The sequence below is a fragment of the Tardiphaga sp. genome (genome assembly GCF_028290495.1).
Taxonomy (GTDB): Bacteria; Pseudomonadota; Alphaproteobacteria; order Rhizobiales; family Xanthobacteraceae; genus Tardiphaga.
The window spans coordinates 1-5,087 of sequence record NZ_JAQGJT010000114.1; the positions used below are offsets into that span (position 1 = coordinate 1).

Sequence of the window (5,087 nt, forward strand, 5' to 3'; positions counted from 1 at the left end):
CCTTCTTGAGGAACGCCGGGTTGAAGGCGAGATCGGGAATGATCTCCTGGGCAACTTCCTTGCGCGGCTCTTCGAAGTTCACGAACACGTTGAGCTGGTCCTGCAGGATGCGCGCGGCATAGGCCACGGCGTCATCCGGCGTCAGCGCACCGTTGGTCTCGATGGTCATGGTCAGCTTGTCGTAATCGAGAATCTGGCCCTCGCGGGTGTTCTCGACCTTGTACGACACCTTGCGAACCGGCGAGTACAGGCTGTCGACCGGGATCAGGCCGATCGGCGCATCTTCCGGACGGTTGAACTCGGCGGCGACGTAGCCCTTGCCGGCAGCCACGGTGAATTCCATGCGGATCTCGGCGCCCTCGTCGAGGGTGCAGAGCTGCAGGTCGGGGTTGAGCACCGTGACGTCGCCGACGGTCTGGATGTCACCAGCGGTTACGGCGCCCGGGCCCTGCTTCTTGATGACCATACGCTTCGGGCCTTCGCCGAGCATCTTGATCGAGATGTCCTTCACGTTCAGCACGATGTCCGTGACGTCTTCACGCACGCCGGAGATCGAGGAGAACTCGTGCAGCACGCCGTCGATGTGCACGGCCTGCACGGCGGCGCCCTGCAGCGATGACAACAGGATGCGACGCAGCGCGTTGCCCAGCGTCTGGCCGAAGCCGCGCTCGAGCGGTTCGGCGACCAGGGTCGCGAAACGCGTAGGATCGCTGCCAGGAGTTACCTGCAGCTTGTTCGGCCGGATCAGCTCCTGCCAATTCTTCTGGATCGTTACTGTATCACCCATGCCGGCAAACCTCAGGCTGTGGAGATCGCGGTTCGTCCACGCGATATCAAATCAACAAAAACAACCGCGGGCGGCCGATGCCACCCGCGTTCGCAACAATTCTTAGACGCGCCGACGCTTGCGCGGGCGGCAACCGTTGTGCGGGATCGTGGTGACGTCGCGGATCGAAGTCACGGTGAAGCCCGAAGCCTGCAGCGCGCGGAGCGCCGATTCACGGCCCGAACCGGGACCCGCGACTTCGACTTCCAGCGTGCGCATGCCGTGCTCCTGCGCCTTCTTCGACACGTCTTCTGCGGCAACCTGCGCGGCGTAAGGGGTCGACTTGCGCGAGCCCTTGAAGCCCATCGTGCCGGCCGACGACCATGCAATGGTGTTGCCCTGCGCGTCAGTGATGGTGATGGTGGTGTTGTTGAACGACGAGTTCACGTGCGCGATGCCGGATGCAATGTTCTTGCGTTCACGACGACGTACGCGGGTGGCTTCCTTGCCCATAGTATAACCTTTCCTGTGATCTCAAACGCCGCCGTAGTGCCAGCGGCTACATCAGCAAACGGTGAGTGGCGAATAGCGACCAGGGTTTCCCCTGCTCACTATTCGCCACCCGCCATTCGCAAAATTACTTCTTCTTACCGGCGATCGACTTGGCCGGGCCCTTGCGGGTGCGCGCATTGGTGTGCGTGCGCTGGCCACGAACCGGCAGACCGCGACGATGACGCAGGCCGCGGTAGCAACCCAGATCCATCAGGCGCTTGATGTTCATGCCGGTCTCGCGACGAAGATCGCCCTCGACCATATAGTCGCGATCGATCACTTCACGGATCTGCAGAACTTCGGCGTCAGACAGCTGATTGACGCGACGATCCGAAGGGATCTTGACCTTCTCGAGGATGTCAGCGGCGTTCTTCTGGCCAATGCCATGAATGTACTGAAGCGCGATCAGCGCGCGCTTGTTGGTCGGGATATTTACACCGGCGATACGGGCCAAGACTTCTCTCCTGTCACCGGTCCATCACGGAGCGGCATTATATTCGTTCTGTCGGGCTGTCGGGCGGGTATCCGCAAACGCGAACACGACGCCCGTCCCCTAAACTTGGTTGGGGCCCGGCATCGTCTGACAAACATCCGACTGGATACGGGCCTTATTAATGTATTCGACTTCGTTTCGTCAACCGACTCTAGCGTTTGGCTCGCTTTTTGGCGGCTTTCTTGACGGTCTTTGCCGGCTTCCTGGCCGCTGAAACCGCCTTTTTGGCGACTTTCTTGGCCTTTTTCACCGTTTTACCTTTGGAAGCCGCTTTCGCGGCCTTCTTCGGCGCCTTGACGGCCTTCGCTGCAGCCTTCTTGACGGCTTTCTTTACCGTCTTCTTGGCTGCCTTCGCTGCCTTGGCCTTCTTCGCCGGCGCTTTCACGGCTTTTTTGACCGCTTTCTTCGCCGGTTTGACGACCGATTCGCGCTTGGCCGGCGACTTCTTCTTCGCTGCCTTGCGCGCGGTCTTCTTCACCGAACCGACCGACTCAGTGATCGCGGCCAGTACCCGGTTGATTTCCAGCGTCACTTCCTCGATCGACATCATGCCGTCGATCGTGACCAGCTTTCGCTTCTCCGAATAGTAGTGCACCAGCGGCTCGGTCGAGGTGCGGTAGCTGGCAAGACGCTTCGCCAGAACTTCCGGCGTATCGTCGATACGCACCGTCTCGCCGCGCTCGGTCATCTGCGCGACGCGCGCTTCAACCCGCTGCAGCAGCGCGCTTTCGTTGACGCGCAGTTCGACGGCCGCGTCGAGCTTCAGCCCCTTGGACTTCAGCAGGGCATCTAGCGCCTCGGCCTGCGGCACGGTGCGCGGAAAGCCGTCGAGGATGAAGCCGTTGGCGGCATCCGGCAGCTCGATTCGATCGGAGATGATGCCGATCACGATCTCGTCCGACACCAGGCCGCCCGAAGCCATGATGTCCTTGGCCTTGAGACCGATCTCGGTCCCGGCGGCGACGGCGGCACGCAACATGTCGCCGGTGGAGAGTTGGACGATGCCGTGACGTTCAACGAGTCGCTGCGCCTGTGTTCCCTTGCCCGCCCCCGGCGGCCCGAGAAGAATCAACCTCATTTGCGCCGGCCCCTCAACTTCGATTTCCGGATCAAGCCTTCATACTGGTGCGCCAACAGATAGCCCTGAACCTGCGCAACCGTATCCATGGTGACACTGACAACGATCAGCAACGAGGTGCCGCCGAAGTAGAACGGGACCGAAGCATAAGAGATCAGGATCTCCGGGATCAAACAGACGACCGCGAGATAGGCCGCGCCCAACACCGTGACGCGCGACAGCACGTAGTCGATATATTCGGCGGTGCGCTCGCCCGGGCGGATGCCTGGAATGAAGCCGCCATGCTTCTTCAGATTGTCGGCGGTCTCGGTCGGGTTGAACACGATCGCGGTGTAGAAGAACGCGAAGAACACGATCAGCGACACATACATGATCAGGAACAGCGGACGGCCGTGGCTGAGCTGCGTGGTCAGCCACTGGAACCAGTCAGGCCCCTTCCCGGCATTGAAGTTCGCGACCGTCGCCGGCAGCAGCAGTAGCGACGAGGCGAAGATCGGCGGGATCACGCCCGACGTATTGAGCTTCAGCGGCAGATGCGAGGACTGTCCCTCGAACATCTTGTTGCCGACCTGGCGCTTCGGATACTGGATCAGCAAACGACGCTGCGCCCGCTCCATGAACACGATGAAGGCGATCACGACCACAGCCATGATGATGACCAGCAGGATCAGGCCGGTCGACAAGGCGCCCTGGCGGCCCAGCTCAAGCATGTTGGCGATCGCCGAGGGCAGCTCGGCGACGATGCCGGACAGGATGATCAGCGAGATGCCGTTACCGATGCCGCGCGAGGTGATCTGCTCGCCCAGCCACATCAGGAACATCGTGCCGCCGGTCAGCGTCACCGAGGTCGAGATCAGGAAGAACATGCCGGGTTCGCTGACGACATTGCCGGCGCCCTGCAGGCCGACGGCAATGCCGTAGGACTGGAAGATGGCCAGGATGACGGTCAGGTAACGGGTGTACTGGTTGAGCGCCTTGCGGCCGGACTCGCCCTCTTTCTTCAGAGCCTCGAGCTTCGGCGACACGGTGGTCAGCAACTGGATGATGATCGATGCCGAAATATACGGCATGATGTTCAGCGCGAAGATCGCCATGCGGTTGATGCCGCCGCCGGCGAACATGTTGAACATGCCGAGAATGCCGCCGGCCTGCGACTTGAAGACCGCTTCCCAGGCTGCGGGGTCGATGCCCGGCAGCGGGATATAGGTGCCAAACCGATAAACAAGCAGCGCACCCAGTGTGAACCAGATGCGCTTCTTCAGTTCATCGGCCTTGCCGAGTGCCGAAAAGTTGAGGTTTGCGGCTAGTTGTTCTGCTGCAGAGACCATAGTGACCTTCTCCCGCGCCCCTCGCGCCGGCGGACCCCGACAGGCAGGGCACGCGGCAGACGCCGGACATTAATTGGTGCTCGGCATTGATAAATTCTACCGCCGCATCGCGCAATACCGTCTGCTGTCGCAGACGGTGACGCAGATGTTACGCTGCTTCGCCTTCAGCCTTCTTCGGCTTCGGGTTCAGGATCTTGACGGTGCCGCCGGCCTTCTCGATCGCCTCGATGGCGGTCTTCGACGCACCATGGACTTCGATGTTCAGCTTGGCCTTGATCTCGCCACGGCCGAGCAGACGGACGCCATCCTTGACGCGACGGATCACGCGGGCCTTGACCAGCGATTCAGCGTTGATCACGCCGCTGGTATCGATCACCTTCGCGTCGATTGCATCCTGGAGGCGGTCCAGGTTGATCTCGGTGAAGTCGAGACGGAAGATGTTGTTGAAGCCGCGCTTCGGCAGGCGACGATGCAAAGGCATCTGGCCGCCTTCAAAGCCCTTGATACGCACGCCCGAACGCGCGGTCTGGCCCTTGCCGCCACGGCCGGACGTCTTGCCCTTGCCGGAGCCAATGCCGCGGCCGACGCGCATACGCTTTTTGCGGGAGCCGGCGTTATCGGCGATATCGCTGAGCTTCATCGTTCTCTTCCCTCTGTCGAGCCGTCGTCCTGAGGCCCCGGTCTGACCGGGCCTCGAAGGTCGGCGGTTGCCGCCCTGGCAGCCAATCTTGGGCTGCATCAGGACGACGTGAGCTGCTTAATCCTCGACCACGCGGACGAGGTGCTGAACCTTGGCGATCATGCCGCGAACCGAAGGAGTGTCCTGCAGTTCGGTGACGCGACCGATCTTATTGAGCTTCATGCCGATCA

7 protein-coding genes are annotated in these 5,087 nt (G+C 61.4%); all 7 read right to left on the bottom strand.

What is annotated here, in order from left to right:
- Positions 1-787 (bottom strand): DNA-directed RNA polymerase subunit alpha (locus tag JWQ24_RS17345; RefSeq protein WP_299810575.1); only part of this gene is annotated, 787 nt, incomplete at its 3' end.
- 102 nt (positions 788-889) lie between these two features.
- Complete coding sequence (gene rpsK, locus JWQ24_RS17350) at positions 890-1,279, bottom strand: 30S ribosomal protein S11 (protein WP_299810578.1); 390 nt, start codon at positions 1,277-1,279, stop codon at positions 890-892.
- A 124-nt stretch (positions 1,280-1,403) separates the two neighbouring features.
- On the bottom strand, positions 1,404-1,772 hold the full coding sequence (gene rpsM / locus JWQ24_RS17355; protein ID WP_299810581.1) for a 30S ribosomal protein S13: 369 nt from the start codon (positions 1,770-1,772) through the stop codon (positions 1,404-1,406).
- 190 nt (positions 1,773-1,962) lie between these two features.
- Positions 1,963-2,889: an adenylate kinase gene (locus JWQ24_RS17360; RefSeq protein WP_299810584.1), complete on the bottom strand. Its 927-nt coding sequence runs from the start codon at positions 2,887-2,889 to the stop codon at positions 1,963-1,965.
- The gene (secY, locus tag JWQ24_RS17365) at positions 2,886-4,217 is read right to left on the bottom strand and encodes a preprotein translocase subunit SecY (RefSeq protein ID WP_299810587.1); all 1,332 of its coding nucleotides are present in this window, start codon (positions 4,215-4,217) and stop codon (positions 2,886-2,888) included. The genes JWQ24_RS17360 and secY overlap by 4 nt, the downstream gene beginning before the upstream one ends.
- 148 nt (positions 4,218-4,365) lie before the next feature.
- Positions 4,366-4,857, bottom strand: a complete 492-nt coding sequence (rplO, locus tag JWQ24_RS17370; RefSeq protein ID WP_299810590.1) for a 50S ribosomal protein L15 — start codon at positions 4,855-4,857, stop codon at positions 4,366-4,368.
- 117 nt (positions 4,858-4,974) lie between these two features.
- Positions 4,975-5,087 (bottom strand): 50S ribosomal protein L30 (rpmD, locus tag JWQ24_RS17375; RefSeq protein WP_299810593.1); only part of this gene is annotated, 113 nt, incomplete at its 5' end.

What these genes read in the sequence shown, in the direction of transcription:
- rpsK (WP_299810578.1), bottom strand. Translation starts at nt 1,279, where the DNA reads ATGGGCAAGGAAGCCACCCGCGTACGTCGTCGTGAACGCAAGAACATT.
- JWQ24_RS17360 (WP_299810584.1), bottom strand. Translation starts at nt 2,889, where the DNA reads ATGAGGTTGATTCTTCTCGGGCCGCCGGGGGCGGGCAAGGGAACACAG.
- secY (WP_299810587.1), bottom strand. Translation starts at nt 4,217, where the DNA reads ATGGTCTCTGCAGCAGAACAACTAGCCGCAAACCTCAACTTTTCGGCA.
- rplO (WP_299810590.1), bottom strand. Translation starts at nt 4,857, where the DNA reads ATGAAGCTCAGCGATATCGCCGATAACGCCGGCTCCCGCAAAAAGCGT.